22 protein-coding genes are annotated in these 26,335 nt (G+C 65.9%); 16 read left to right on the top strand and 6 right to left on the bottom strand.

The features are described 5' to 3' along the window. The first annotated feature begins 5 nt into the window (after window positions 1-5). The 4 genes from WH5701_RS06140 to WH5701_RS06125 all read left to right on the top strand — a co-directional run bounded on the left by WH5701_RS06140 (window position 6) and on the right by WH5701_RS06125 (window position 4,024). A complete protein-coding gene (locus WH5701_RS06140; protein WP_071934216.1) occupies window positions 6-512 on the top strand; it encodes a hypothetical protein in 507 nt (168 codons plus the stop codon). Window positions 513-514: 2 nt separating this feature from the next. Beyond that, window positions 515-2,371 carry a penicillin-binding protein 2 gene (locus WH5701_RS06135; RefSeq protein ID WP_006171212.1) on the top strand — a complete coding sequence of 619 codons (1,857 nt, stop codon included), beginning with the start codon at window positions 515-517 and terminating at the stop codon, window positions 2,369-2,371. Window positions 2,372-2,435: 64 nt separating this feature from the next. Then, the gene (locus tag WH5701_RS06130; RefSeq protein ID WP_037979690.1) at window positions 2,436-3,614 is read left to right on the top strand and encodes a transaldolase; all 1,179 of its coding nucleotides are present in this window, start codon (window positions 2,436-2,438) and stop codon (window positions 3,612-3,614) included. Window positions 3,615-3,649: 35 nt separating this feature from the next. Then, complete coding sequence (locus WH5701_RS06125; RefSeq protein WP_006171210.1) at window positions 3,650-4,024, top strand: Crp/Fnr family transcriptional regulator; 375 nt, start codon at window positions 3,650-3,652, stop codon at window positions 4,022-4,024. Here the strand turns inward: WH5701_RS06125 and WH5701_RS06120 are convergent. From WH5701_RS06120 to WH5701_RS06100, 5 genes are all read right to left on the bottom strand, one after another. Then, window positions 4,021-5,181: an NAD(P)/FAD-dependent oxidoreductase gene (locus WH5701_RS06120; RefSeq protein ID WP_006171209.1), complete on the bottom strand. Its 1,161-nt coding sequence runs from the start codon at window positions 5,179-5,181 to the stop codon at window positions 4,021-4,023. The two genes, WH5701_RS06125 and WH5701_RS06120, sit on opposite strands and share 4 nt — an antisense overlap. Before the next feature lie 2 nt (window positions 5,182-5,183). Continuing rightward, entirely contained in the window at window positions 5,184-5,723 is a 540-nt protein-coding gene (gene frr, locus WH5701_RS06115) for a ribosome recycling factor (RefSeq protein ID WP_006171208.1), read from the bottom strand. A 24-nt stretch (window positions 5,724-5,747) separates the two neighbouring features. Beyond that, a complete protein-coding gene (pyrH, locus tag WH5701_RS06110) occupies window positions 5,748-6,461 on the bottom strand; it encodes a UMP kinase (protein ID WP_006171207.1) in 714 nt (237 codons plus the stop codon). Window positions 6,462-6,541: 80 nt separating this feature from the next. After that, window positions 6,542-7,219: a cob(I)yrinic acid a,c-diamide adenosyltransferase gene (gene cobO / locus WH5701_RS06105; RefSeq protein WP_006171206.1), complete on the bottom strand. Its 678-nt coding sequence runs from the start codon at window positions 7,217-7,219 to the stop codon at window positions 6,542-6,544. A 47-nt stretch (window positions 7,220-7,266) separates the two neighbouring features. After that, a complete protein-coding gene (locus WH5701_RS06100; protein ID WP_006171205.1) occupies window positions 7,267-8,388 on the bottom strand; it encodes a site-specific integrase in 1,122 nt (373 codons plus the stop codon). 191 nt (window positions 8,389-8,579) lie between these two features. On the opposite strand from WH5701_RS06100, the gene hemH reads away from it, so the two are divergent. The 5 genes from hemH (at window position 8,580) to WH5701_RS06075 (ending at window position 12,914) form a co-directional block, all read left to right on the top strand. After that, window positions 8,580-9,755 (top strand): ferrochelatase, encoded by a 1,176-nt coding sequence (gene hemH, locus WH5701_RS06095; RefSeq protein WP_006171200.1) that lies wholly within the window; start codon window positions 8,580-8,582, stop codon window positions 9,753-9,755. A gap of 25 nt (window positions 9,756-9,780) precedes the next feature. Next, the gene (locus WH5701_RS06090) at window positions 9,781-10,332 is read left to right on the top strand and encodes a M23 family metallopeptidase (protein ID WP_006171198.1); all 552 of its coding nucleotides are present in this window, start codon (window positions 9,781-9,783) and stop codon (window positions 10,330-10,332) included. A 184-nt stretch (window positions 10,333-10,516) separates the two neighbouring features. Then, the gene (gene ilvB, locus WH5701_RS06085) at window positions 10,517-12,289 is read left to right on the top strand and encodes a biosynthetic-type acetolactate synthase large subunit (RefSeq protein ID WP_006171196.1); all 1,773 of its coding nucleotides are present in this window, start codon (window positions 10,517-10,519) and stop codon (window positions 12,287-12,289) included. 35 nt (window positions 12,290-12,324) lie between these two features. Then, the gene (locus tag WH5701_RS06080; protein WP_050751465.1) at window positions 12,325-12,699 is read left to right on the top strand and encodes a hypothetical protein; all 375 of its coding nucleotides are present in this window, start codon (window positions 12,325-12,327) and stop codon (window positions 12,697-12,699) included. Next, window positions 12,696-12,914 carry a GIVxVP protein gene (locus WH5701_RS06075; RefSeq protein ID WP_006171193.1) on the top strand — a complete coding sequence of 73 codons (219 nt, stop codon included), beginning with the start codon at window positions 12,696-12,698 and terminating at the stop codon, window positions 12,912-12,914. Before WH5701_RS06080 ends, WH5701_RS06075 begins: the two co-directional genes overlap by 4 nt. Window positions 12,915-12,951: 37 nt before the next feature. Here the strand turns inward: WH5701_RS06075 and WH5701_RS06070 are convergent, their stop codons facing one another. Continuing rightward, a complete protein-coding gene (locus WH5701_RS06070) occupies window positions 12,952-13,746 on the bottom strand; it encodes a Tic22 family protein (RefSeq protein ID WP_198005140.1) in 795 nt (264 codons plus the stop codon). 73 nt (window positions 13,747-13,819) lie between these two features. On the opposite strand from WH5701_RS06070, the gene WH5701_RS06065 reads away from it, so the two are divergent. From WH5701_RS06065 to WH5701_RS06035, 7 genes are all read left to right on the top strand, one after another. After that, a complete protein-coding gene (locus WH5701_RS06065) occupies window positions 13,820-15,013 on the top strand; it encodes a histidine kinase (protein WP_156776574.1) in 1,194 nt (397 codons plus the stop codon). 60 nt (window positions 15,014-15,073) lie between these two features. Next, complete coding sequence (ppsA, locus tag WH5701_RS06060; protein WP_006171190.1) at window positions 15,074-17,467, top strand: phosphoenolpyruvate synthase; 2,394 nt, start codon at window positions 15,074-15,076, stop codon at window positions 17,465-17,467. A 66-nt stretch (window positions 17,468-17,533) separates the two neighbouring features. Further along, window positions 17,534-20,260, top strand: a complete 2,727-nt coding sequence (locus tag WH5701_RS06055; protein WP_006171188.1) for an HAD-IC family P-type ATPase — start codon at window positions 17,534-17,536, stop codon at window positions 20,258-20,260. Further along, a complete protein-coding gene (locus WH5701_RS06050; protein ID WP_006171187.1) occupies window positions 20,257-21,573 on the top strand; it encodes an SLC13 family permease in 1,317 nt (438 codons plus the stop codon). The genes WH5701_RS06055 and WH5701_RS06050 overlap by 4 nt, the downstream gene beginning before the upstream one ends. A gap of 134 nt (window positions 21,574-21,707) precedes the next feature. After that, window positions 21,708-23,534 (top strand): NAD(P)H-quinone oxidoreductase subunit F, encoded by a 1,827-nt coding sequence (locus WH5701_RS06045; RefSeq protein WP_037979688.1) that lies wholly within the window; start codon window positions 21,708-21,710, stop codon window positions 23,532-23,534. Between the two features lie 27 nt (window positions 23,535-23,561). Next, on the top strand, window positions 23,562-25,043 hold the full coding sequence (locus tag WH5701_RS06040; protein WP_006171185.1) for an NADH-quinone oxidoreductase subunit M: 1,482 nt from the start codon (window positions 23,562-23,564) through the stop codon (window positions 25,041-25,043). After that, window positions 25,040-26,332, top strand: a complete 1,293-nt coding sequence (locus WH5701_RS06035) for a CO2 hydration protein (protein WP_006171184.1) — start codon at window positions 25,040-25,042, stop codon at window positions 26,330-26,332. The genes WH5701_RS06040 and WH5701_RS06035 overlap by 4 nt, the downstream gene beginning before the upstream one ends. The last annotated feature ends 3 nt before the right edge of the window (window positions 26,333-26,335 follow it).

The raw sequence follows: 26,335 nt of genomic DNA, 5'->3' as shown, positions 1-26,335 counted from the left end.
TACCGGTGGTCGCCGTTCCATCGCCCCAGCCCTTCTTCAGGCGCCGCTCCCTGGAGCTCATCCAGGGCTCCTTCTCCGCTCGGCGCGTGGTGCGCCAGTCCCCCTGGCTGGCGGGTCTGCACAGGGCCTCCGATGGCCTGCTCGTGGCCCTCGGCCTTTCGATGGTGGGCCTTACCGCTCTCACCCTGCACTGGCAGGGACAGTGGACCCGCAGTTTTGAGCGACTGGAGTCGACCCAGGTGCTGGAACATCGCCTGCAGGAATCCACCGCGGTGCTGGAGCAGCACCATCTGGCGATGGCTCGCCGTCCCGGCCTCCTGGAGCCCACAAGCCTCCAGCGCCTGATTCATCTGCCCTCCCCCAGCTCCAAGACCCCTGAGAGCCGTCCCACACCCAGTGCCAGCCAGCCTCAGCTCAAGCCGTTCAACCTCCAATCCCTCGATCCCCGCTCACTCAGCGTGGAGCTGAGCCGGATCAGCCTCGACCCTGAGATCGTTCGGGCCGGGTACTGAGGGTGGTGCGTCGCTCCGCCACTGGATCACCCCCCATTCCCCTCCATGGAGGGGGACGCAGCTCCACCGAGGCGGATAATCCGCGCAGCAGCCGGCGCCGGGTGATCCAGCTGCAACCGGTGCCGGCGGGCCGCTTGCTCACCGTCTATCTCACGCTCTGCCTGGCTCTGACAGGCCTGGCTGGACGACTGGCCTGGCTTCAGGTCAAGGAGGGCGACCGTCTGCAACAGCGGGCCCGGGCGATCCAGACCCAGAAGACGAAGCCGATCGGCAAGCGCCGGCCGATCGTCGACCGCAAGGGCAGGCTGGTCGCCCTTGATGAGGAACGCTTCACCTTGTGGGCCCATCCCCGCTACTTCAACTTTCCCGGTGACGATCCCAACCTGATCCGCAGCAGCTCCGACACGGTTGAGAAGCTCGCCAAAGTGCTGCTGGTGCCTGCAGCGGATCTCATGCGCACGATCGACGGCCGCAAAACCGGGGTCAAACTCGCCACTGATCTCGATCCGGAAACAGCCCGTCGTCTGCGTGAGCTCGGCATCAGTGGTCTTGACCTCGAGCCCTACCCCCAGAGGATCTACCCGCAGGGTCAGCTGTTCGCCAATGTGGTGGGGTTCCTCAATCTGGAGCGGGTGGCCCAGGCGGGACTTGAGCAGAGCCGTGACAAAGACCTGCGCCGTCAGGAAACGACGCGTCAGATGCGCCGCGGCGCCGACGGCACTCCATTACCCGACGGACTTCAGGCCGGGGTCCTTTACACCGACGATCTGCGGCTGCAACTCACCCTTGACGCCCGCCTGCAGCAGGTGGCCCAGCAGGCACTCGCCAGACAGCTGAAGCAGTGGAAAGCCAAGCGGGGCTCCGCCATGGTGATGGATGTGCGCAACGGCGAGATGCTGGCGCTCACCTCGATTCCCAGCTACGAGCCCAACAAGTTCTGGAAGTTTTCTCCGGGGCTGTTCCGCGAATGGTCGGTGCAGGATCTCTATGAGCCGGGCTCCACCTTCAAGCCGATCAATCTGGCGATCGCCCTGCAGGAGAAGGCCATCCAGCCCAATGGCACCGTCAACGACGTGGGACAGCTCACAATCGGAGGTTGGCCGATCTTTAACCACGACCGCAGGGCCAACGGCATTCTGGATTTCGCCACCGTGCTTCAGGTGTCCAGCAATGTGGGCATGGTGCAGGCCATGCGCCGGCTCAAGCCCTCCATCTACTGGGAGTGGATGCGCCGGATCGGCATCGACACCGTTCCAGATACCGATCTGCCAGGGGCCGTGGCGGGAGAGCTCAAGACCCGCGAGCAGTTCACCACCCAGCCGATCGAACCGGCCACGGCCGCTTTTGGCCAGGGGTTCTCGCTCACACCGCTGAAGCTCCTGCAGTTGCACGCCATGCTCGCCAACGGTGGGCGTCTGGTGAGCCCCCACATCACCCGCGGCCTGCGCTCCGGCGACAGCCTGGCTCCAGCCCCTGCCGCCAGCGGCCTGCAGCTCATGCAACCTGCCGTCACCAAGCAGGTGATGGACTGGCTGGAAACGGTCGTGGAGAAAGGCAGTGGCAAGGGCGTTCAGGTACCCGGATACCGCATCGGTGGAAAGACCGGCACCGCCCAGAAGGCCCTCAACGGGGTCTACATCCCGGGAGCACGGATCACCAGCTTCGTGGCCCACCTACCGATCGACGATCCCCGCTTTGTGGTGCTTGTGGTGGTGGATGAACCCCAAGGGGGCAATGCTTACGGCTCCACCGTGGCGGTTCCGGCGGCCAAGGAGATCATCGAAGCCCTGCTCGTGCTGGAGAAAGTTCCGCCCAGTACAGGCAAGAAGCCAGCCGGCCAGCCAACGGTGCGGGGTTGAGGACGCTCCGGGTGGACTCGGCTCTGCCTGGCTAGCCTCGTCCCAGACGCCAATGCTTGGGGACATGCCCAACCTGCTCGATCAACTCGCTTCCATGACCGTGGTCGTCGCTGACACGGGTGAACTGGAAGCGATCAAGCAGTTCACCCCCCGTGACGCCACCACCAACCCATCCCTGATCCTGGCGGCCGCTCAGATTCCTCTGTATCAGCGACTCATCGATGAATCCCTGAAGGCCTCCAGAACGGTGATCGGTGCCACAGCGCCCGCTGAAGCGGTGGTGCTGGAAGCTCTCGATGAGATCTGCGTCACCTTCGGCAAGGAGATCCTCCAGATCGTCCCCGGACGAGTGTCCACTGAGGTGGATGCCAGGCTCAGTTACGACACCGAGGCCACGATCGAGAAGGCTCGCAAACTGATCGGTCTTTATGCCGATGCCGGGATCAGCAAGGAGCGGGTGCTGATCAAGATCGCCTCCACTTGGGAGGGCATCAAGGCCGCTGAAGCACTGGAGAAGGAGGGCATCCACTGCAACCTCACTCTGCTGTTCAGCTTCACCCAGGCGTTGGCCTGCGCCGAAGCGGGGGTGACCCTGATCTCACCGTTCGTGGGCCGCATCCTCGACTGGTACAAGCAAGATACCGGCCGTGAGTACTATCCCGGCCCTGAAGACCCAGGAGTGATTTCCGTCACCAAGATCTTCAACTATTACAAAACCTATGGCTACCGCACCGAAGTGATGGGTGCGAGCTTCCGCAACATCGAGGAGATCATCGAGCTGGCCGGTTGCGATCTGCTCACGATTTCACCCAAACTTCTCGATCAGCTACGCCAAACCGAAGCCCCCCTGCCGCGCAAGCTCGATCCCCTCAATCCTGGGTCCACCGAAGCACAGTTCAGCCTGGATCGCTCGAGCTATGTCACTGCCATGGCGGCCGATCGCATGGCCAGCGAAAAGCTCGATGAGGGCATCCGCGGCTTCAGCAAAGCGATCGAGACCCTCGAGGCTCAGCTGGCCCATCGACTCGCCGAACTCGAGGGGGAGGCCGCCTTTGCCCACGCCGCCCAGGAGATCTTCCTGCTCAACGACATGGATGGTGACGGCTGCATCACCCGCGAAGAGTGGCTGGGCAGCGATGCTGTCTTTGATGCCCTCGACACCGACCACGACGGCAGGCTGGTTCCCGAAGACGTGCGTGGTGGACTCGGAGCTCCCCTGGCCCTGGCGGCCGTCGCGGCCTGATCAGCCACACTCGAAGTTCATCCCTGGCCTGATCCATGAATGCCCTCGACACCCTGCGTGCTCTTGCCACCCAGGGTGAAGTGCGTGACTACGCTCCAGGCGACTTGATCTTCAAGGCCGGAGAATCCGGCGATTGCATGTTCGGGTTGCTGCAGGGCAGCGTCCTGCTCAGCTGGAACGGAGACGCGGGGCACGAGGAGATCAGGGAAGGTGATGTCTTCGGTGCCGGTGCGCTGGTCACCCCGGATCACCGCCGTTACGGCAATGCCAAGGCCATCACCCCCTGCCGGATCCTGATGATGAACCGGGAGAAGTTCCTCTTTGCCGTTCAGGAATCGCCGATGTTCGCCATCGAACTGCTCTGTTCCATCGATCAGCGTCTGCGCCAGCTCAAGGACTGTCTGCGCTAGCTCTGAGTGCGGTTGAACATCAGGCGGCGGATCACACGCTGGGCGATGTCGCCATAGCCCAGCTCCCCCGAGAGGATCTGGGCTATGCGCCGCGGAGCGGTGGGCCTCTTCACCCCCAGTTGATAGCCCACCCGGGGCAACCGGTAGAACACCTGGGCAATGCGCCGTCCCCAGGCCATCGACTGGCCCCAGTCAGCGCGCATGCGCTCGCTGTAGCCCTCCAGGGCCCTGGCCTCGCCGCCCAGCCAGCGGTCGAGGGCCTCGGCGGCCCGGGTGCCGCTGAGCAGTGCGGGGCGCAGTCCCTCCGCCAGAAAGGGATCCACCAGCGAGGCCGCATCACCGACCACCAGGGCACCGGCTCCATGGTGGAGCCGGTGATGCCCATCCCAGACTCGCAGAGGAGACACCCGCCGCTCGCCACTGTCGGGTGGCAGGCCCAGGCTGGGCAACAGGCGCGCCAGCACGGCCTCGGCCTCCAGGGGCTCGCGGCCGATGAAGCTGCCCACACCGATGCTGAGCCCCCCCTGGCGGGGAAAGGCCCAGCTGAAACCATGGCGCACCAGGCCGAATTCGAAATGAGCCGTGTCGGGCTCCTGCACTTCACCCTCCACCTCCACCGACACAGTTGAGGCGAAGCGAGGCTGAAGCGAACCCAGCCCCAGCCGTTGGCCGAAGACTGAGCGAGCCCCATCGGCGATCACCACAGCCCTGGAGTTGAGCGAGCCTCCCGCTGAGGTCTGCACGCACCAGTGATTCTCCTCCCGGGTGATCGCTTCCACGGCGGTGCCCTCAAGCAGATCAGCACCGCAGTCAACCGCCTGCTCCGCCAGAAAGTGATCCAGGCGTGAGCGGCGAACGATCCAGAAGGGTGCCTCCCCAGGCAGCTCGGCGATCACGGGATCCTCCAGGCACCAGGTGAAGCGCACTTTGGTGATCACCCGATCGACGGCCGGGGTGAGATCGAACGGGAAGAGGGCCTGCACGGAGGCGGCCATGCCACCACCACAGGGCTTCGGCCGGGGCAGGGTTCCTGCCTCAAGAAGCTTCACCCTCCAGCCCCGAGCAGCCAGGTGGTAGGCCGCCGCCGCCCCAGACGCGCCCGCTCCGACCACGATCACATCGGCATCAAAGCCTGACCCGGCTGCAGAGCTGGCCACGCTCAGACCTTGAGGATGTCGGCTTCCTTCTCCGCGAGGCTTTTCTCCAGTTCGACGATGAAGCGGTCGGTGAGCTTCTGCACCTTCTCCTGCTCATCGCGGCTCTGATCTTCGGAGAGCTCCCCGTCTTTCTCCTGTTTCTTGATCTTCTCGATCGCGTCTCGGCGGATGTTGCGCAGGGCCACCTTGCCGTCTTCGGCGTAGCGGGAGGCGAGTTTGCAGAACTCCTTGCGTCGGTCAGCCGTCAACGGGGGGATATTGATGCGGATCAGACGGCCATCGTTGTTGGGGGTGAGGCCCAGATCACTCATGGCAATGGCCTTCTCGATCGACGCCATCGCTGCGCTGTCGAAAGGCTGGATCTGGATCGTCTGGGAATCGGGGGTGGAGAGGCTGGCCACCGAACGCAGGGGTGTTTCGGCGCCGTAGTACTCAATGGTGATCTTGTCGAGCAGCGAGGGATTGGCCCGCCCGGTGCGGATGGTGTTGAAGGTGCGCTGGGTGGCTTCCAGCGACTTGCGCATGCTGGCGTCGAGATCCATGGGCGTTGCGGGGATTGACCGGGGTCAGCCGGCAGGAACGATGCGGGTGCCGATCGGCTCGCCGGCAATGGCGCGGCCGATGTTGCCGGGCCCGAACAGGTCGAAGACCACGATCGGGATGGCGTTGTCCTTGCAGAGGGCGATGGCGGTGCTGTCCATGACGGCCAGCTCACCGCTGAGCACGTCCTGAAAGGTGAGCTGGTCGTAGCGGATGGCGTCGGGATGGCAGGCCGGATCCTTGTCATACACCCCGTCCACTTTTGTGGCCTTGAGCACCACGTCGGCGTTGATCTCAGCAGCCCGCAGGGCGGCGGTGGTGTCGGTGGTGAAGAAAGGGTTACCGCAACCGGCGCCGAACACCACCACCCGCCCCTTCTCAAGATGACGAATGGCTCGGCGCCGGATGTAGGGCTCGGCGATCTCCTGCATGGCGATGGCGGTCTGGACCCGGGTGGGAACACCAACCCGCTCCAGGGCGTCCTGGAGCGTGATGGCGTTCATCACGGTGGCGAGCATGCCCACATAGTCGGCGGTGGCCCGGTCCATGCCGGCCGAGGAACCCTTGAGGCCGCGGAAGATGTTTCCTCCTCCCACCACGATGGCCAGTTCCTTGCCGGTGTTGACCACCGCCGACACATCCGCCGCAATGGCCTGGACGATGGCGGGATCGATGCCGTAGCCCTGCTCCCCCATCAGCGCCTCGCCGCTGAGTTTGAGCAGAACGCGCTGGTAAGCCATCGGAATTCCGCGCACGGCGAACACAGTCGGCGGCAGAGTAGCAAGCGCTCCCGCAATCGCTGAAGTGGCGCCTGCAAGGTTCAGAACTCGATGCCGGCCTGGGCTTTCACCCCCTGCTCGCGGAAGGGATGGCGCACCAGCTTCATCTCGGTCACGAGATCGGCCCGGTCGACCAGGCCCTGGGGAGCCCCCCGGCCCGTGAGGGCCACGTGGCTGAGCTCCGGGCGGAGATCGAGCCCCTCCAGCACCTGATCCAGCTCGAGATAGCCCAGTTTGAGGGCCACGTTGACCTCATCGAGCACCACCAGCTTGCGAGCGGGATCCGCGAGATACGCCAGAGACCGCTGCCAGGCCTGCTGCACCAGCTGCCGGTCCCGCTCCCTGTCCTGGGTCTCCCAGGTGAAGCCCTCTCCGAGGGCATGCCAGGCCAGATCATCACCGAAGAGCTGCAGGGCCCGGGCTTCCCCCGGCTGCCAGCCCCCCTTGATGAACTGCACCACCGCCACCCCCTCGCCATGACCCAGGGTTCGCAGCACCAGACCAAGGGCAGCCGTGGTCTTGCCCTTGCCATCTCCGGTGAACACCAGCACCAGCCCCTTCTCAAGGCTGCGTTCCCCCACCCGCTGCTGCTGCACCTCCCGGCGCCGTTGCATGCGGCGGCGGTAGGCCTGGGCGTCGCGCTCGGGGGCGAGATCCCCGCCGGGCCCCAGCTCTGCAGCCACCTGATCGAGCGGGTCGGCCGCAGGAGAGTCGGACATGGACGCTGAGCTCGGCAACCGCTGAGCACTCTGGCGCGCTGTCTGGCTCAGAGGGTCAGTCGCTGGCGGGCCAGGGCCGCATCCACGGCCTGCTGCTGGTCCCGACGGGTGATCCAGTGGTGGTAGGTGCGGGTGTGGATCGCCACCGAGTGGCCCATCATCCGCGCCGCCACCGTGTCGGGCAGGCCGATGTGGATGGTGCGCACGGCCCAGGAATGGCGCAGGTCGTAGGGGGTGCAGGGGAGCTCGTAACGGCGAAACTGCTCGGCCACCCGACGGCCCACCTGCTGCAGGGTGGTGCGCCTGAGGTCGGTGCAGACAGCGGGGAGCCTGGCGCCGCCCTCGCCAAGGGGGGCCAGATCGAAACGGTCCACCCATTCGGGCTGGAAGGGCCACACCTGGTGCTCACCGGTCTTGGTGGTGGGCAGCACCCGGATCACCCGGTCGCCACCCTGGGCCAGAGCGGAGAGATCCGCGAAGAACACCTCGTGGTTGCGAAGGCCATAGGTGGCCATCAGGCCGTACACCAGCCGCCAACGGGGGTTGGGAATGCGCTCCACCCACTCCAGCAGCTGGGCATCGCTGGGCAGACGCCGGTACTGGGCCTGGTGCAGGCCATAGCCGGCGGCCCGCTCGCGCCAGTCGCCGGGAAGGGGCAGTTCCAGCTGCCGGGCCAGGGCCGCCAGGGCGGTGCCGCACTGCTGACGGCTGCGGCTGGCAGGGGGATACGCCTCCAGAACCTGCACCAGCTGCTCGCTGTCGAGGGGCTCCCCCTGCTCCAGCCGGGCTCGCAGCCTGCGCAGGTAAGGCTGGTAGGCGGCACTCCAGGTGGTGCGGCTTCCGGCGGGATTGCGGCGGCGGCGGGGATCGCTGAAAAAGGCTTTCTCGAAGTCCTCGAGCCGCTCCAGCGCCGAAGCCGCTGCTGTGGGTCGGCCCCAGTCCCCCCAGTCGAAGCGACGCTGGCGCAGGGCCTGGCTCACCCGTTTCAGTTCCCGCCGGGCCTGGTTCAGGCCACTGGGGCTGGCCTCCAGGCCCAGGCTCAGGCGCTGCACCCGCTGGGGGCCTCCCCGTGGACAGGGCAGGGGACCGCGCAGGGCCAGCCGCCCCCCCCGTCGCTCCAGTCGCAGGGCCAGGCCGCTGGCCGCCAGGCGGGCATTCTCCTGGCTCACTGCGGCATCAATCGCGGCAAGGGAAGGGGTCAGAGCAGGGGTCAGGGCAGTGGGAGCCGGTGGCCGCCACCAGACGGTGGGTCGGCCGCCATGGCGGCGATGGGCGCGCCGACGTTATCGATCAGTGCCGCCTACCGCCAGCGGGCACCAGCAGGGTTACGCTCTGAGCCAATCAGTGGATCAGTTCAGGTATGGCCAGGGTCGGCGTCTTGCTGCTGAACCTCGGCGGGCCTGAGCGCATCGAAGACGTCGGCCCCTTTCTCTACAACCTGTTTGCTGATCCGGAGATCATCCGGCTGCCCACCCCCCTGCTTCAGAAGCCCCTGGCCTGGCTGATCAGCACCCTGCGCAGCAACAAATCCAAGGAGGCCTACCGCGCCATCGGCGGTGGCTCCCCCCTGCGCCGCATCACCGAGCAGCAGGCCCGCGAGCTCCAGAGTGAGCTGCGCCAGCGGGGCGTCCAGGCCACCACCTATGTGGCGATGCGCTACTGGCACCCGTTCACAGAGTCGGCCGTGGACGACATCAAAGCGGATTCGGTGGATGAAGTGGTGGTGCTGCCGCTCTATCCCCACTTCTCGATCAGCACCAGCGGTTCGAGCTTCCGCGAACTGCAGCGCCTGCGCCAAGCCGATCCCGCCTTCAGCAAATTGCCGATCCGCTGCATCCGCAGCTGGTACGACCATCCCGGCTACGTGCTGGCGATGGCCGAGCTGATCGCCGCTGGGGTGCGCAGCTGCCACGACCCCGCCTCCGCCCACGTGTTCTTCAGCGCCCACGGCGTGCCCAAGAGCTACGTGGAGGAAGCCGGTGATCCCTATCAGCAGGAGATCGAAGCCTGCTCCACTCTGGTGATGGCCAAGCTGGAACAACTGCTCGGCCATGGGAATCCCCACACCCTGGCCTATCAGAGCCGGGTGGGTCCGGTGGAGTGGCTCAAGCCCTACACCGACGAAGCCCTGGTGCGGCTTGGTGAGGAGGGGGTCCAGGAGTTGGTGGTGGTGCCGATCAGCTTCGTGAGCGAGCACATCGAGACCCTCGAGGAAATTGACATCGAATACCGGGAAATCGCCACTGAAGCCGGCATCAGCAACTTCGTGCGCGTGCCCGCTCTTGACACCTACCCCACCTTCATCAAGGGTCTGGCTGATCTGGTGCAACTGGCCCTGGCCGGCCCCGAAGTGAACCTGGATCAGGCCGCCTCCCTGCCCACCCAGGTGAAGCTCTACCCCCAGGACAAGTGGGCCTGGGGGTGGAACAACAGCTCCGAGGTCTGGAATGGACGCCTGGCCATGCTTGGTTTTTCGGCTTTTCTACTGGAGCTGTTGAGTGGCCGGGGTCCGCTTCATGCCATCGGTCTCCTCTAGACCTCGCGGACTCCTGGCCGGCCTGGTGAGTCTGCAGCTCGGCCTGGCCTTTGACCTGGGTCTGACTCCCCAGCCGGCCCGAGCGGAACTGCGCTGGGCCCGGGGGGTGTTCCCGATCGTCCACTTCGCTGGCTACACCAGTCATTTCGGCCGCCGGACCGGTCCAGGTGGCGGCAGGGAGATGCATTCCGGCCTCGACATCGCCGCGCCGCTCGGTTCGCCGATCCGCAACTGGTGGGCTGGCACTGTGGCCGACGTCTTCCATGACGGAAGCTGTGGAGTGGGGGTGGTGATCCGCTCTGGCGACTACGAGCACATGTACTGCCACCTGGCCGGAGCGGCGCATGGCGGCACCTATGCCAGTGGCCCGGTGCTGCTGCGCCCCGGCCAACGGGTGCGGGCTGGCCAGCTGATCGCTCATGTGGGCCTGAGCGGCCGTACCACGGGCCCCCACCTGCACTGGGGAATCCGCTACCGGGGCACCTGGCTCGATCCGGGCCTGATTCTCCGGGCCATGGTGCGCGGCCGGCGGTTGCAGCCACAGTCCCCGCAACAGTTCTCCCAAGGTCGGAAGTGAGCTCCTACGCTGACGGTCTTCGTTACGTGTGTTGCCCGCCACCGTGACCGTGACCACCGTGCCCTCGACAACTGTCAACCCCGCAGCCCCTACAGCAGGGTCCTCTCCAGGCGATCAACACCCGATTCCCGCTGAGGCGGTTGCCCCCATCGTTCCCGGGCGGCTGAGCGGTGCTGATGCCCTGATGGATGCGCTCCATCGCCACGGCGTCACCGATGTGTTCGGCTACCCAGGCGGAGCGATCCTGCCCATCTACGACGCGCTGCACAAGGCCGAGAGCCGGGGCTGGTTGAAGCATGTGCTGGTGCGGCACGAACAGGGGGGCACCCACGCCGCCGATGCCTATGCCCGGGCCACCGGCCGGGTGGGGGTCTGCTTCGGCACCTCCGGGCCCGGCGCCACGAATCTGGTCACCGGCATCGCCACGGCCCAGATGGATTCGGTGCCGATGGTGGTGATCACCGGTCAGGTGCCCCGCGCCGCCATCGGTACCGACGCCTTCCAGGAAACCGACATCTTCGGCATCACCCTGCCGATCGTGAAGCACTCCTGGGTGGTGCGCGACCCTGCCGACATCGGCCGGATCGTGGCCGAGGCTTTCCTGATCGCCTCCACGGGCCGCCCTGGTCCGGTGCTGATCGATGTCCCCAAGGATGTGGGGCTCGAGGAGTTCGACTACACCCCCGTCGAGCCGGGCACGGCCATCCCGGCGGGGTACCAGGTGCCCGGTGGTCCCGCCCCTGAGGCGATCGCCCAGGCGATCGAGCTGATCCGCCAGGCGCGCCGCCCATTGCTGTATGTGGGTGGCGGCGCCATCAGCTCCGGCGCCCACACCTCCCTGATCGCCCTGGCCGAGCGTTTCCAGCTGCCGGTCACCACCACCTTGATGGGCAAGGGGGCCTTTGATGAGCGCCATCCACTGGCGGTGGGCATGCTGGGGATGCACGGCACCGCCTACGCGAACTTCGCTGTCACCGAGTGCGATCTGCTGATCGCCGCCGGCGCTCGCTTCGACGACCGGGTCACCGGGCGTCTCGACAGCTTCGCTCCCCGCGCCCAGGTGATCCACATCGACATCGATGCGGCTGAGGTGGGCAAGAACCGCCTGCCGGAGGTGCCGATCGTCTCTGATGTGCGCCTGGCGCTGGAGGCCCTTCTGGAGGCCTCAGTCGGGGAGAGCGACAACGGACGCACGGGTCCCTGGCTGGAGCGCATCAGCCGCTGGAAACGTCATTACCCGCTGGTGATCCCCACCCCGGAGGGGGCCATCGCCCCCCAGGAGGTCGTGCTGGCCCTGCGCGACCTGGCCCCTGACGCCTTCGTCACCACGGATGTCGGTCAGCATCAGATGTGGGCCGCCCAGTATCTGAACAACCCACCGCGCCACTGGATCAGCAGCAGCGGCCTGGGCACCATGGGCTTCGGACTGCCGGCGGCCATGGGTGTGCAGGTGGCCTTCCCTGACGACCAGGTGATCTGCGTGGCCGGCGACGCCAGCATCCTGATGAACATCCAGGAACTGGGCACCCTCTCCCAGTACGACCTGCCCGTGAAGGTGGTGATCCTCAACAACGGCTGGCAGGGGATGGTGAGGCAGTGGCAGGAGAGTTTCTACGGCGAGCGTTACTCCGCCTCGGAGATGACCCGTGGGATGCCTGATTTCCCACGGCTGGCCGAAGCCTTCGGTGTGAGAGGGGTGGGGATCAGCGAGCGGGCCAGCTTGCGCGAACAGCTGGCCGAGGCCCTGGCCCATCCAGGTCCCGCTCTGATCGACGTGCGTGTGCGCCGCAACGAGAACTGCTACCCGATGGTGCCCCCCGGCGCCAGCAACGCTCAGATGGTCGGTCTTCCCAGCCATCCGGAACTGGCCATCGACACCACCCGCCAATGCGGCTCTTGTGGCTTCAGTACCGAAAGCGCCCATCTCTTCTGCCCCAGCTGCGGCGCCAAGCTCTGATCCCCCTTCCTCTGCTCCTGGCCTTGATCCTGGCGATGGGACTGCTGCTGGATCCCCTCGCTGCCCTGCCGGCTGCCGCCGCAGAGGTGTTGCAGGTGCGCAGTGGTGTGCTGCTCCAGGTGGGCGATCAGAACCGCAGCTACCCGGTGCAGCTGGGCTGCATCAGCGTGACTCCCGAGCAGTCAGGAGCCGCCGAAGACTGGCTGCGCCAGGAACTGCCACGTCGCACTCGAGTGAATCTGCGTCCGCTGGGCTCCGCTGACGGGGTGCTGCTCGCCCGTGTTCAGGTGTTGAGGGGAGGGGCTGACCTGGGCTCAGGCCTGGTCAGTGCCGGCCTGGCCCAGCCCTTGCCGTCGCTGATTCGCCCAGAAGGCTGTCCGTCCAGTGAGGACGACCCCACGGAACCATGAGCTTGAACCGCACCGCGAAGGGAATTGTGCTGGTGCCGACCCTGTTGCTTGGAGGGGCCTTCCTCAGCGCCGCACTCTGGAACGGTGATGGCTCGGACGCCAATCGCCCCCTGGCCCTGGGTATCGCTGCGTTGCTCCTGGCCGGAGGCCTGCTCACCCAGCTGCTGCCGGAGGGGAAACCGGAGGCCGAACCGGAGGACAACAGTGCCCCGTAGGCGAGACGGGCAGCCGCAGCCCACGTCCTGATCGGTTTCAGCGGCGTGGGGCCACCGGCGGCGGAGAGCCAGTTTGGCCAGCCCCCTTGGTTCTGGATTGCTGCTCCACCAACCGGAAGTACTCCGGTGTTGGATAGAAGGCGTAGGTGTCCTTGGTCTGTTTGACGATCTGATCCATCACGGCGCTGAGATCAGCGGCCTGAACGGTGAGTTTGTTGCGGTCGGGGATGCTGGCCATCGCCTTTTGCAGCGAGGCGTAGTCGAAGAAAAAGAGCCCGCGCTCCCCCTGAGGCGTCTTGACGGTGATCAGCGGCTTGGTGAAAAACACAGGCACGGAGAGACCCTCCTGAATCGCCTTCTGATCGAGGCCCTGCTTGCTCAGCAGGCTGCGGGCCTGGCTCAGATCGGAGGATGTGGGAATCACCGGTGAGAGCAGCTTGCGGTCCTTCAACGACTTGTTGAGCTCCTGCACTCGCTCCAGGGCCACATTCATTGGCATGGGCAGCACCCCGGCCTTGATGGTGGGGTTGGCCTTGAGAAAGGCAGCCAATTCCTGCTCGGCCTTGCTCCGATCGAGATAAAGAGGCAGCACCAGGGCCTTGTCCCGTTGCAGGGGAAGGGGGATTCCCTTGGAATCGGTGAGCACGAAGATCGGGATCACCGCCAGCTTCTTCATGGCCTCCTGCTGGGGAATGGCCAGCGCTGGCAGTGGCTGAAGCAGGCCCACCAGTCCGGCGTAGCCGGCCAGCAAAGCAATCAGGCGGTGGCGAAGCGAACACCCCGCAGGGGAGGCGGGCAGTGAAGCCAGCATTGGAGCGGTGGGGCCCGGCATGCGTCCCTCGAAGAGAAGATCAAACCTAGGAACAGAGCAGCACGTAATCTCGCTGAGCTGGACGGTACAGGCCATGACCACTGGCGGACTGGGAAGCGGGCCACCTCCCGCCCCAGAGCACGGGGTGCGGCTTCCCCTCTGGAGCGTCGGTGTCGGGCTGGCGGCTGTGCTCGTGGGAGTTCAGAGCCTGGCGGCCAGTACCCCCTTTCCCCAGGAGGTGCTGATGCTGCTGCCCAGTGAAGGGTTGCTGGCGGGGGTGGGAGATGGCCTGCGCCGCGGTTACGGACTGGCCATGGAGGAGACCAGGGCCTGCGGCCTGCGCCCCCCAAGCCAGGCACTGGGCTGGCTTCCGCCGGAGAAGGATCCAGAGGCCCTGTTGCTCGGCGTCCCGATGCCGGAGCTGTTGATCGCCCCTCCTGCGGTCAATCTGCTGCCCTTCGGACGGCTCGCCCAGAGCCGGGGGGTGAACGTGCTTCTGCCGTTGCAACGGGGCTACTCCCTGCGGCGTCTGCCCAGCCAGGTGGGCGCCGACAGGATCTGGCCGGTCCTGCCGTCGCGGAGCCTCGAAGCCGATCGGCTGGCGAGGGGGCTGCTGGAGGACAACAAGGGCAAGGTGATGGTGATCCATGACGGCGGAGCGGAGCAGGCGGCCCTGGCCGATCGCTTCGTGGAGACGATCGAAGGCAGCGGTGGCTGGACCGTGGGGCCCACCAACGACCCCGAGGCGATCGTGGAGCCCGACGCCAAGGTGATGACCCAGCTGCGCGATGACGTGGGCTGGTACACCCCCTCCTCCCTGGTGGTGATGACAACTCCGGGCAGCCCCCTGGCCAAGGCTGTAGCCGAACTCGACCTCCCCGAGAACCTGACGCTGGTCTGGCCCTTTCCCGTGAGCGAGCCCTTGCCCCTGGCCCAGCTGGGCGTCGACTCCCTCAGCCGCGGGCCGGGCTGGGACCGGTTTGAGCTGGCCTTCAAGCAACGCCACGGCTATGCCCCGGGGCTGGTGGAGGCTGCCGGCTTCGACACCGGCCAGCTGGTGGCGGTCTCTTCTCTCGCCGGGCAGAAAACGAGAACCTGGTCTCTGGATTGGCTCGATCCCAAGGCCAAGCCCCTCGATCTCTGCGATGCCCTCAAGGCCCGGCGGGCCGGCAAACCGGTGGCCCTGCGGGGGGCCGCCAGCCGCCTTGACCTCGCGCCCGGCACCCCTCCGGCCGGGGAGCTGCGGCTGACGCCGCTGAAGGCAGACCCGGCCGCCAGCCGTTCCTAGCCTGGATCTCTGCCCGAGTCGATCGCCATGGGCCCCAACCCAACCATCCCCACCCCCCCCATGAGCAACGCACCTCTGCTGCGGCTCTTCGAAGAGGTGGGCATCGGTGCCATTGCTGAGGTGGGCGGCAAGAACGCTTCTCTGGGGGAAATGATCCGGGAGCTGACCAGCCAGGGCGTGAGGGTGCCCGGCGGTTTCGCCACCACCGCCGCCGCTTACCGCCTGTTCCTGAAGTGCAATGGCCTGGAGGTCCCCCTGCGGGCCATCCTGGGGGAGCTCGACAGCGGCGATCTCACGGCCCTGCAGCAGGCTGGTCGGCGCGCACGGGAGCTGATCCTTGGGGCTTCACTGCCGCCGGAGCTCGTCGATGCCGTGGCGGCTGCTTATGCCGAGCTGGGGGCCGGGCCTGTGGCAGTTCGCTCCAGTGCCACCGCGGAGGATCTGCCCGATGCCAGCTTCGCCGGCCAGCAGGAGACCTTCCTAAATGTGCGCGGAGAACACGATCTGCTGGCCGCCTGCCTGCGCTGCTACAGCTCCCTGTTCACCGATCGGGCCATCTCCTACCGCCAGATCAACGGCTTCGATCACCTGGAGGTGGCCCTCTCCATCGGCGTGCAGCGGATGGTGCGCTCCGACCTGGGCGCCGCCGGAGTGATGTTCACGATCGACACCGAAACCGGCTTCCGTAACGCCGTGCTGCTCAATGCGGCCTATGGCCTTGGCGAGAACGTGGTTCAGGGTGCTGTGAATCCCGATGAAATCCTGTTGTTCAAGCCCACTCTGCGGGAGGGCTATGCCGCGATCGTGAGCAAGCGCCTGGGCAGCAAGGCGATCCGGATGGTGTACGACGACGGCGGTACGGTGCGCAACGAACCCGTGCCGCTGTCGGAGCGCGTCCGTTATGCCATCAGCGATGAAGAGGCCCTCACCCTGGGCCGTTGGGCCTGCCTGATCGAAGACCACTACAGCGCCCGCCATGGGACGGCCACACCGATGGACATCGAGTGGGCCCGCGACGGAGAAAGCGGCGAGCTGTTTATACTTCAGGCCCGTCCTGAAACGGTCGAATCCAGACGGTCGGGCTCGGTGCTCTGTCGCTGGCATCTCAAGCCCCATCATGCGGAGCTGATCACCCACGGACGCGCCATCGGAGCCTCGATCAGCAGTGGCCGCGCCCGGGTGATCCTCAACCCCAGTGGCATCGACCGCTTCGAAGTTGGCGATCTGCTGGTGACCGAGCGCACCGACCCCGACTGGGAACCGATCCTCAAGAAGGCCCGGGGGGTGATCACCAACCAGGGGGGACGCACCTGCCACGCGGCGATCATTGCCCGAGAGATGGGCATCACCGCGGTGGTGGGCTGTGGCGACGCCACCGAACGCATCCAGGACGGGGAAGCGATCACGATCAGCTGCGCCGAAGGCGAAGACGGCATGGTCTACCGGGGACTGCTGCGCTACGAGAAGGAGGAGCAGAAGCTGGAGCACTTGCCACCCACGCGCACCCGCATCCTGATGAACGTGGGGAACCCGGAGAAGGCCTTCCGCTTCGCGGCCATCCCCTGCGACGGCGTTGGTCTGGCCCGGTTGGAGTTCATCATCGCCAACCACATCCGGGTGCACCCGATGGCGTTGCTGCAGCCTGAGCGGGTGAGCGATCCAGCAGAGCGCGAGGCCATCGCCAGCCTCACCGCCGGCTACGACGACCCCACCGAGTACTACGTGGACCGGCTCGCCCAGGGGATGGCACGGATCGCGGCGGCCTTCCATCCCAGACCGGTGGTCTTGCGCTTCTCCGACTTCAAGAGCAATGAGTACGCCCGCCTGCTCGGTGGCAGGGCCTTTGAGCCCATCGAAGCCAATCCCATGATCGGCTGGAGGGGAGCGGCCCGCTACACCTCCCCGGGATTCCGGGCGGCCTTCGGCCTGGAATGCAGCGCCCTGCTGCGGGTTCGCCGCCAGATGGGTCTGCGCAACACCATTCCGATGGTGCCCTTCTGCCGCACCCCGGAGGAGGGCGAGCGGGTGCTCGAGGAGATGGCCCGCCACGGCCTGGTGCGCGGGGAGGACGATCTCAAGGTGTATGTGATGTGCGAGCTGCCCAGCAACGTGATCGGCGCTGAAGCCTTCTCGCAGCATTTCGATGGTTTCTCGATCGGCACCAACGACCTCACCCAGCTCACCCTCGGCATCGACCGTGACTCCTCCCTGGTGGCCGACCTCTTCGATGAACGTCATCCGATCGTTCAGGAGATGATCCACCTCGCCATCCAAACCGCCCACCGCTGCGGTCGTCCGATCGGCCTCTGCGGCCAGGCCCCCAGCGACTACCCCGAATTTGCTCGCTTTCTGGTGAACGAAGGCATCAATTCGATCAGCCTCAACCCCGATGCGGTGATCGCCACCCGGTTGGCGATCGCCGCGATCGAGGCTGAACTGGCGGCGTCCAGCTGAAGCGACAGCAGGTTTGAGTCGGTCGGGAGGAGGGGCCGATAGCGTCACCTCTCGTCGCGCTGTTTCATGTCAGGCCCGACCACCCGTCTGTGGGACGAGAACCACCAGGATCTACCGTTTCACGCCCTCGAAGGCGCTGCGCTGGTGACCCGGCTGGGCAGCGATCCCGAGCGAGGTCTGAGCGACGAGGAAGCGGCCCGGCGCCTCTCCCGCTTCGGTCCCAATCAGCTCACGGCGCTACCGGGGCGGCCAGGCTGGCTCCGCTTTCTTGACCAGTTCCACAATCCGCTGCTTTACACCCTGCTGGTCACGGGCCTGATCAAGCTCTGGATCGACTCCCTCGGCGAAGCGCTGGTGATCTGGAGCGTGACGCTGATCAATGCGGTGATCGGCTTCGTGCAGGAGGATCGGGCCGAGTCCTCGATCGCGGCACTGGCCCAGTCGGTGCGTACGCAGGTGGATGCGGTGCGTGGCGGACGGGAGCTCCGCCTGCCCTCCGAGCAGCTGGTGATCGGCGATCTGGTGCGGCTGAGCGCTGGCGCCAGGGTGCCCGCTGACCTGCGCCTGCTTCAGGTGCGTGAACTGCGGCTGGATGAATCGGCGCTCACGGGGGAATCCCTGCCGGTGTCGAAATCGGCTCAGGCGGCGCCTGTGGATGCCGCCCTGGGGGATCGCCTTGGCATGGCTCATGCCGGCAGCTTCGTCACCGCTGGTCAGGCCACAGGGCTGGTGGTGGCCTGCGCCGGAGCCAGCGAAGTGGGTCAGATCTCCACGGTGCTGCGTCAGCGCCAGAGCCTGAGCACCCCACTCACCCGCAAATTCCAGCGTTTCAGCCAGACGCTGCTGAAGCTGATCCTGGTGCTGGCCGCCCTCACCTTTGCGGTGGGTCTGATCCGGCAACGGAGTTCCGCTGAGATGTTCGACGGGGCCGTGGCCCTGGCCGTGGGGGCGATCCCCGAGGAGCTGCCGGCGATCGTGACCGTCACCCTGGCGATCGGCGTCAAGCGCATGGCCCGTCGCAACGCGATCATCCGCAAGCTGCCGGCCGTGGAAGCCCTTGGCAGTACCACGGTGATCTGCTCTGACAAAACCGGCACCCTCACCCAGAACAGGATGCTGGTGCGGGAGATCTACGCCGCTGGCGACCTGTGCACGCTCGAAAGCCTCTGGGACCAGGAGTCCCTGGTGGCCAACCGGGCCATGGGCGAAACCCTCCTGGCGGGGTTGCTCTGCAATGACGCCCGCCACAGTGAGGAGGGCGGGCTAGTGGGGGACCCCACGGAAACGGCGCTGCTGGTCGCGGCCCGCTCCGCCGGCCTGGATCATGAGCGCAGCCTGATCGAGCACCCCCGGCGGGATGCGATTCCGTTCGAGTCCGAACGGCAGTACATGGCCACCCTGCACGGGAGTGCACGCATCCTGGTGAAGGGCTCGGTGGAGGCGGTGCTGCCCCGCTGCCTCAGCCAGCTGAATGCCGCTGGCAGCGATGAGCCCCTTGATGACGAGGCCATTCATGAGGCTGTGGCCTCGATGGCTGGCCGCGGCCAGCGAGTCCTGGCTTTTGCGGTGGGCTTGGCGCAGCCCCAGCAACCCAGCCTCGAGGAACACCATGTGGCCCGGGGCCTGCAGTTCGTGGGTCTGCAGGGGATGCTCGATCCCCCCAGGCCTGAGGTGATCGCGGCCGTGGCAGCCTGCCGCGCCGCGGGCATCCGGGTGAAGATGATCACCGGCGATCACCTTGAGACAGCCCTGGCGATCGCCGGCCAGATCGGCCTGGGCAGCGGAGATGGCCCCCTGGAAGGCCTCGATGGCCCGGCCCTCACCCGGCTTGCGCCCGACAGCCTGGCCAGCAGCGTGGAGCGTCTGGATGTGTTCGCCCGGGTGGCCCCGGCCCAGAAACTCGAGCTGGTGCGGGCGCTGCAGGCCAACGGTGAAATCGTGGCCATGACCGGCGATGGGGTCAACGACGCCCCGGCCCTGAAGCAGGCTGATATTGGCATCGCCATGGGCAGAGGTGGCACCGAAGTGGCCCGGGAAGCCGCCGACATGCTGCTCACCGACGACAACTTCGCCACGATCGAGGCCGCCGTGGAGGAGGGTCGCGCCGTTTACCTGAACCTGCGCAAATCACTGGCCTTCGTACTGCCGGTGAACGGGGCCGCCTCGATGACCATCCTGCTGGCCGCGCTGCTGGGCCTGGAGTTGCCCGTCACGGCGCTGCAGGTGCTCTGGCTGAACATGGTGAGCTCGCTGACGATGTCGGTGCCGCTGGCTTTTGAGCCTAGGTGCGAAGGGTTGATGCTCCAGCCGCCCAGGCCTCCGCGCCAACCCCTGCTCACAGGCGGACTGATCCAGCGAATTCTGCTGGTGTCGATGTTCAACTGGGCCCTGATCTTCAGCCTCTTCGCCTGGGGGCGCCACGATGGCCTTGATCTGGCCGGCGCCCGCACCATGGCGGTGCAGGGGCTGGTGCTGGCCCAGATGGTCTATCTGCTCAGCATCAGCCAGGTGAGCAAGGGGCTCCACCGCCTCGGCGAGAGGGGATGGGGCCAGCTGACTCAGGCTCCGGTGCTGCTGCTGGGTCTGGCTCTGGCCCTGATGCTTCAGGTGACCTTCAGTCAGCTGGCGTGGATGAACCAGCTCTTCGGAACCGAGGCCCTGAGCCTGAAGCAGTGGCTGATCTGCGCCCTGCCGATGCTGCCGATGCTGCCTGTGGCCCTGGCTGGACAACGGCTGGATCCCACCACTGATCCAGCGGGACGTGAGCTGGTGCCTGTGGAGCGCAGAGCTTGAGCCCCCAGGCCTGGATTGCCCTGGCCACGGCGGTTGCCGTGCTCATGGCCACCGCCACCGGTCTGACCCAGTTCACGGCGGCGGCTCTGCTGGGGGCGTCCCTGGTGATCTTCACCGGTGTGATCAGCCTGCCGGAGGCGGCCAGCAGCGTGGCCCAGGCCCAGGGCACGCTCACACTGCTGTTCGGAATGATGGTGGTGGTGCAGGCCCTGGAGGCCACCGGGGCTTTCCCCGTGCTGGCCCATCGCCTGATGAAGGCATCCCAGGGTGAAGGGCGGAGGCTGCTGCTCGGCCTGGTGCTGCTCACCAGCGCCATTTGTGCCTGGTTGCCGAATGCCGCCACGGTGTTGCTGATCGGCCCGTTGCTGCCGCCGCTGGCCAGGGAATTGGACCTGGATCCGCGCCCGCTGCTGATTCTGCTGGTGCTCACGGCCAACAGCGCCGGCTTGCTGACCGTGATCGGCGATCCAGCCACCTACCTGGTGGCCAGCCAGATCGGCCTGGGCTTCCTCGCCTACGGGCAGCAGGTGGCCAGCGCCGGCGCCCTCAGTCTGTTGATGGTGCTGCTCACCCTGCCCTGGCTGTACCGCAGCACCTGGAGACTGCGGCTGCCTGCCCTGCAGCTGGAAGCGCCACGGCTGCTCCATCCCTGGGCCTTCACCCTGCTGCTGCTGGTCGTGCTGGTGATGCTGCCGCTGTTCCTCTGGGGTGAGGGGCTGCCGATTCCACTCAGGCCCGAGGGCACGGCACTGGCGGGGGCGACGGTGAGCCTGGTGGTGGTGCAACGCAGCCGCATGATCAGTGTGGAACGCCTGCTCTCCCGGCTCGACTGGTCGACACTGCTCTATTTCATCGGCCTGTTCGTGCTGATTGGTGCCCTTGAGAAGCAGGGGGTGCTGGCCTCAGGAGCCTCGTTGCTCAGCGCACTGATCAGCAGCAGCAGCAGTGCCGGCGCCCAGCTGCTGCTGCTCGGTACCGCATCGGCCTCCGCTGTGGTGCCGAACATTCCTCTGGTGGCCACGCTCACACCTGTGCTGTTGGAGAGCAGCAGCCAGGCTGGACTGCTCGGGGCCGGCGGGACGGTTCCGGAGGCCCTGCTTCCCAGCTTCATTGCTCTGATGCTGGGGGGGACCCTGGGGGGCAACGCCACCTTGATCGGCGCTTCAGCCAATCTCGTGGCCGCCGGCATCGCCAGCCAGGAGGGTTGCCCGATCTCTTTCCGCCAGTGGCTGAATTTCGGTGTTCCCACGGTGCTGCTGCAGCTGGCGGCCTCGGCCCTGTGGCTGCACCAGTGGCAACCGCCGGCCGGCTGACTTAGTCGCCCTGAGGGGGCTGGAGCCGATCAACCACGCTTAACGGAGTCATAGGCAACGCAACTTCATTGGCACCCCGCAGCGCACGGGAAGCCCCTAAGGTTCTGCGAATCTCCCGCACACCGCACAACGCGATGACCGTCCCCTTCTTCGAGACGGCCTGGCTGATCCCTCTATACCCGTTGCTCGGCGGTTTGTTCTCCTTCCTCTGGTCCCCTGGCCTGATCAGCCAGAGTGGTCCGAGGCCAGCCGGGTATCTCAACCTGGTCATGAATCTCCTGGCCTTCAGCCATGGCCTGCTCGCCTGGATCGGCTGCTCCGGCCGCAGCCTCAGCTTCACCTGGACCTGGCTGTCTACAGCTGGGTTGACCATCAATTTCGACGCCACGATTGATCGCAGCGTGTTGATCGCCATCACGATGATCTGTGGTGTTCATCTCCTTGCCCAGGTCTATGCGATCGGCTACCTGGAGATGGATTGGGGCTGGCCCCGCTTCTTCGGATCTCTGAATCTGTTCGAAGCAGGTCTCTGCGCCTTGGTCCTCACCGATTCGCTGTTCTTCTCCTATGTGGTCCTGGAGCTCCTCACCCTGGGCACCTACCTGATCGTCGGCACCTGGTACAACCAGTCGCTGGTGGTGAAGGGGGCCCGGGATGCCTTTCTCACCAAACGGGTGGGCGACCTGGTGCTGCTCGCGGGCGTGATCGCCCTGCTGCCTATGGCAGGCAGCTGGAATTTCAACGACCTGGCCCTCTGGGCCGCTCAGGCCGAACCGTCGCCAGCTCTCACCCTGATCCTGCTGGCCCTGGTGGCCGGACCGATGGGCAAATGCGCCCAGATCCCCCTTCACCTCTGGCTGGATGAGGCCATGGAGGGTCCCCTGCCCTCCACGATCCTGCGCAGTTCAGTGGTGGTGGCCGGTGGCGCCTGGGTGCTGCTGCGACTGCATCCTCTGCTGGCCATCAGCCCCACAGCCCAGGCTTTTCTGGTGGTAGTAGGCGGCACCACGGCTCTGGTGGGTGCCCTGATCGCCCTGGCCCAGATCGACATCAAGCGGGCCCTGTCGTTTCTTGTGAGCAGCTGGTTTGGCCTGCTGTTCATGGCCGTTGGTTGCGGTGCTGTGGACGCGGCCTGGCACATGCTGCTGATCTATCCGCTGCCGATGGCCCTGATGCTGATGGCAGTGGGCACGGTGATCAGCAGCAACGTCACCCAGGACCTCAGCCAGCTGGGGGGCCTCTGGTCGAGGCGGCCGCTCACGGGGCTGGCTTTTCTGGTAGGCGCGGCCGGCCTGGTGGCCCTGCCTCCGCTCGCTGGTTTCGGTGCCTTGAGCGAACTGGCCGGTTCCCTGCTCAATGGCCCCGCACCAGCGGCCCTCCTGACGGTTCTTCTGCTCACCAATACCCTGATCAGTGCAGGGTTGGTGCGCATCTTCCGGCGGATCTGGGGCGGAACCCCTTCGGTGTTCACCGCCCGCTCGGCTGAGGTGCTCTGGCTGATGGTGCTGCCCACCATGGTGGGAGCAGGCCTTGTGCTCCACTTGCCGCTGCTGCTGGCCCCGACTCCGTTCGGGGGTTTCTACTGGAGCCCTATGGCCCTGCCTCTGCTGGCCTCCACCCTGCTGGGGGGAGCGCTCACCTGGCAGCAGCTTCCCCACCCTCTTGATGGCCTGCAGCATTGGCTTGCAGCCGATATGCACACCGAGACTTTTTACCGCCGCACCGTGGTGGGCCTGGTGGTGGTGCTGGCAGCGGCCAGCCGCTGGGTGGATCGCCGCCTGGTGGATGGCTTCAGCGACCGCAGCGGCGGGCTGACCATGGAAGGTGCACGCCGGCTCAGCTTGAGCACTTCAGGACGGGTGCAGGGCTATGCCCTCACCGTGCTCATCGGCGTGCTGCTGATGGGGGCTTGGATCCTGGTGCGCCAGCCGGCCCTGGCACCAACCCTGCTTCGTTTCTGACGCCCGTCTCACCAGCCGTCGACTCCCATGCTGCTCCTTCTCCTGTTGCTTCCGCTGGCGGCCGCGCTGGTGATGATCATTGCTCCACCAGGGCCCTGGCCCCGCCGACTGGCCCTTGTGATCCCCGGCCTGCAGCTGCTGCTGATTGTCAGGATGGTGATTCAGCCCGCCAGCGACCTGAGGCTGGTTTGGCTCCCTCAGCTCGGCCTCGATTTTCACCTCGGCCAGGACGGCCTCTCGCTCCCCCTGGTCGGCCTCACCGCCCTGCTCACCCTGATGGCCGTAGCCGCCACCAGTCTGGAGCTGCCGCGCCAGCGGCTGTTCTTCGCCCTGGTCCTGGCCACCAACCTGGGTCTTCAGGGGGCCCTGCTGGCCCGCAATGGTCTGCTGTTCGTGATCGCCTTCGAGCTGATCCTGATTCCCACCACCCTGCTGATCGCCATCTGGGGCCACGAGCGCAGCCGCGAGGCCGCCATTCGCTACCTGATTTATGGAGCTGTCTCGGGTGTATCCCTGCTGGCAGGGGTGCTTGCCCTCGGTCTGCTCAACGCGAACGGCTTCAGCCTCGCCTACGACGAGATGGCGACAGCGGTTCTGCCCCAAGGCTCCAAGGTCTGGATTCTCGGGCTGCTGATTCTGGCCTTTGGCCTCAAGTTACCGGCTGTGCCTTTGCATGGCTGGCAACCCTTGGCCTACAGCGAATCCTCCTCACCGGTGGCCATGCTTCTTGCCGGTGCCGTCTCCAAGCTCGGTGCCTACGGACTGCTGCGCTTCGGGGTTGGCTTCATGGGTGAAACCTGGGAATCCTGGGCGCCCCTGATCGCCGTGGCGGGTACCGCAGGTGCGGTCTATGGAGCCTTGAATGCCATCGCCCAGACCGACATGCGCCGGCTGGTGGCCTACAGCTCCCTGGGGCATATGGGTCTCCTGCTGCTGGCCATGGCGGCCGCAACCCCCTTGAGCCTTCAGGGAGCCGTCTCCCAGGTTCTGGCCCACGGGGTGATCTCTTCTCTCCTGTTCTGCGTGGTCGGTCTGATCGAAGCCAAGACGGGCACCACCGAGATCGCTGAACTCTCCGGCCTGCTCAACCCCCTCCGTGGTCTGCCCTTCACCCTTGGAATGTTCCTGCTGGCCCTGATGGCTGCCGCAGGTCTGCCAGGCATGGTGGGCTTCGTGGCTGAACTGGTGGTGTTCCAGGGCAGCTGGAGCGTGTTTCCTCTGCCCACCCTCGGCTGCCTGTTCGCCTCCGGACTCACGGCGGTGTATGCGGTTCGCTTGTTCAACCGGGTGGGCTTCGGCAAGCTCGATAACGCCAAGGCCTTCTATCCCGCCACCACCTGGCCCGAGCGGCTGCCGGCCCTGGCCCTCTCGCTTTTCGTGTTGGTGGGCGGCCTCTGGCCACCACTCACCCTGGGCTGGAGTGAATCCGTCACCACGCCCCTGGCTCAGCACCAACCCCTGATCGCTTCCCTCCCAGCCACCTCAATCCTTCAGGAGCTCCACTCATGACGGTGCTGACCCCCAGACCCACGGTCCTCCCCCCTTCCACCCACCCTTTCGCAGAGGTGGTGGAGCGGCTTGAAGCGGGCGGATCGATGCTGCCTGATACCCCAGAGAACCTCACCCAGATCATCGGCATCTACAAGGCCTATGCCGTGCCGATGGATTTCTACTGGCGTGATCTCCTGTACATCGCCGAGCGGGTATTCCTCAATCCCCTGCCGGCCTTCAAGTATTTCCCCAGCCAGGAGTATCTCGATCTTCCCAATTCCTATGCCGGAGAAGGCGCCGACCTGCGCATCTGGCGTGGGGAGGCCGGGGCCCACCCCGAGCTGCTGGCCTTCATGGAGAAGGGCGAGACGCGGCGGATGCCCAAGCTGCTCCACCACCTCTGGCACGACCGCATCAACATGGAGTTCGCGGAAGCCTGCATGGATGCCATGTTCTGGCACCAAGGCATGGGTGGGCGCTTCTACGACTACCTGGAGAGCGACAGCTACAAGGCCAATGCCGATCGAGCGATCAAGGCCTATTTCAAGGGCAATCCCCTGATGCTGGGGCTGCATAAGCTGTTCCCGGAAATGTTTCTGGAGCAGGTGCGCAAGCTCAGTTACTACGCCAACCTCGGCCTGTTCTGGGAGGTGATGGCGCCAGTGTTCTTCGAGATGAGTGACATTTACGACGAAGGGGGGTTCGCTGGCGTGCCCGATGCCATGGATTTCCTGGTGAATGGCATCTTTGCAGTGGCTGGTCGGCCGATCTATCATCACGTTTACATCAATGGAGAGTGCCTGGAGATCATCCCCAAGTCAGAAGGTTTCACCTGGCTTTACGAAGCCGCCCTGCCTTATGTGGAGGCCGTCTTCTATCGCACAGCGCCATTCCGTGGCACCAAGTCGTACAATGCCCAAGCTTCGCAGGTCCCAGCCCAGCAGGCGGATTTCCACTACGGCATTCTCTACGCCGATGTGTTCCCAGTGGGTTCTGCTGGCATTCCGCCAACTCTTCTGATGCAGGACATGGTGCATTTCCTGCCCCCCTATCTCAAGGAGATCTACCTCAAGCATCGGCGCGGCGAGGAAGATCAGCTGATTCAGCTTGGCATCACCTTCCAGCGCTCCATGTACAACGTCACCTCTGCGGTGATCCAGGCCCTGCGGGCCGCGCTGTTCTATCCCCTGGACGATCCCGATCCGGAGCATCTCCTGGCCAACCGCCGCTTCTTCGAAAGCCAGATGGATCGCTTCCTCAGGCCCGAAGCACGCCTGCGCGATGTGCAGACCCAGGACTACCGCTGAGCT

It is taken from the genome of Synechococcus sp. WH 5701 (genome assembly GCF_000153045.1).
Taxonomy (GTDB): Bacteria; Cyanobacteriota; Cyanobacteriia; order PCC-6307; family Cyanobiaceae; genus Regnicoccus_A; species Regnicoccus_A antarcticus.
The sequence above is the reverse complement of the archived record's forward strand: the minus strand, read 5'-3'. Positions and strand labels throughout refer to the sequence as shown.